This window comes from Petralouisia muris, from assembly GCF_004793545.1.
GTDB lineage: Bacteria > Bacillota > Clostridia > Lachnospirales > Lachnospiraceae > Petralouisia > Petralouisia muris.
Genome location: NZ_SRYA01000199.1, coordinates 1 through 1,651 on the forward strand (window position 1 = coordinate 1; position 1,651 = coordinate 1,651).

Sequence of the window (1,651 nt, forward strand, 5' to 3'; positions counted from 1 at the left end):
CCTAACCCGGATAAACCGGAAAAGCTTATTTTGTATTTTCCCCTTTTGTGTTACTATAAAGAAAAAGGGGATTTCTATTATGTTGCTTACAGATAAATACGCTGATAAAATTTATGGCATCATTACCTGTTATGACCGCATGATCATCCAGGGATACATCCCAAGCTGGAGCCATGCTGATGCAATGACCGCATATATGAAGGCCAACGGTATCCGCATTTTTGATTATCCTGATTTCTCAAAGCCCCTTACAGAACAGGTTCGGCAGAATGCAGAAAGGATTGCTTCGGAAAACGGGATTGAGATTGAGTTCATCCGCAAGCTCCATGCCTTCCGCAAAGATGACCGTATCCAGAAGCTCCTTTCTGAAACCGGAAAAACAGAAGGCCTCGTCCATATCTTTTCTGCCATGGAATGCTGCAATACTTACAGGCCATGGCATGATAAAACAACCGGGAAGACTTTCTTAAAGTTCGACCAGAGTAAGTGCCTCCACTACTATTTTTATTTTATTGACAAAGAACTTGGTCTCTGCTATCTGCGCGTCCCCACATGGCCGCCTTTCCGCCTTCAGTTTTATATGAATGGGCATAACCTTCTTGCCCACAAGCTGGACAAGAAGCAGATTGGTTACCGTATGCACGACAATGCCTTTCTGGAAATTTCTGATATGGAAACGGCCCAGAAACTTTCTGACCGGATCAACCCGGAGGATCTCCACAAAATCCTTGATGTCTTTGCCAGACGCTACGGCCCTGTCCCTGAGTCCCTTGGGCTTGGCTATACATGGACAGTCCAACAGATTGAATGTGCAACGGATATCATGTTCAAAAAGCCCGAATATCTGGAACCCCTTTATGATGAAATCATCCGCACTGCGATATTTACGGTAAAGCCGGATAATATCGCCACATTCCTCGGGCAGCGTATCACTTATAACTGTATCAAAGAAATCGGAACCAACTATAACCAGCGCATTCTCGGCACGAGAATCAAACACCATATGGGTGATGTATCCATTAAAATGTACGATAAATTTGGCTGTGTCCTGCGGATTGAGAGCACCTGCAATGACATCAGCACATTCCGCGTGAAGCGTGAAGTCCAGCACAGAGATGGAACCACCAGCGTTCAAAAAGCGCCCCTGAAAAAGAGCATCTACAGCCTGTACCAGCTGTCCGCAATCCTGAAATCTGTGAATCGCCGTTACCTTGAATTCATTTCATCTTTTGACGACCACAGCAGCGGAAAGAAGAAGCTGGATGAAGTCAGCCGTCCGCAAAAGGAGAAGGGACGTTCTTACCGTGGGTTTAACTTTTTTGAGTCCCGCGATCTGTCCGTTCTGGAAGCCATCAGCAGAGGGGAATATATGGCCTTTGGCATGCAGGGGAAAAACATCCGTGATCATCTGCCCGGAATCACGCCATCCGCAATGACAAGAATATTTAAGCGGCTGAGGCTCCATGGACTGATTGAAAAGATCCCCGGTTCTTATAAATATCTGATTACTGCTCTTGGCAAAGAGATCATTGCGGCTGGGTTAACTGTAAAAAACATGGTTCTTGTCCCTGCATTGACATCTTAATGCAGGGTTAATTCACTATGGGTAAATTTTGCCATTTTGCGTAGAAAAACGTTGGTAAGTTCCTAA

1 protein-coding gene is annotated in these 1,651 nt (G+C 45.2%); it reads left to right on the top strand.

Annotation, left to right across the window (positions count from 1 at the left end; translation table 11 throughout):
- The first annotated feature begins 79 nt into the window (after positions 1–79).
- Positions 80–1,585, top strand: coding sequence for a MarR family transcriptional regulator (locus E5329_RS29015; protein WP_135992562.1), 1,506 nt, complete (start codon positions 80–82; stop codon positions 1,583–1,585).
- The last annotated feature ends 66 nt before the right edge of the window (positions 1,586–1,651 follow it).

Coding starts and splice junctions, on each gene's coding strand:
- E5329_RS29015 (WP_135992562.1), top strand. CDS start 80: ATGTTGCTTACAGATAAATACGCTGATAAAATTTATGGCATCATTACC.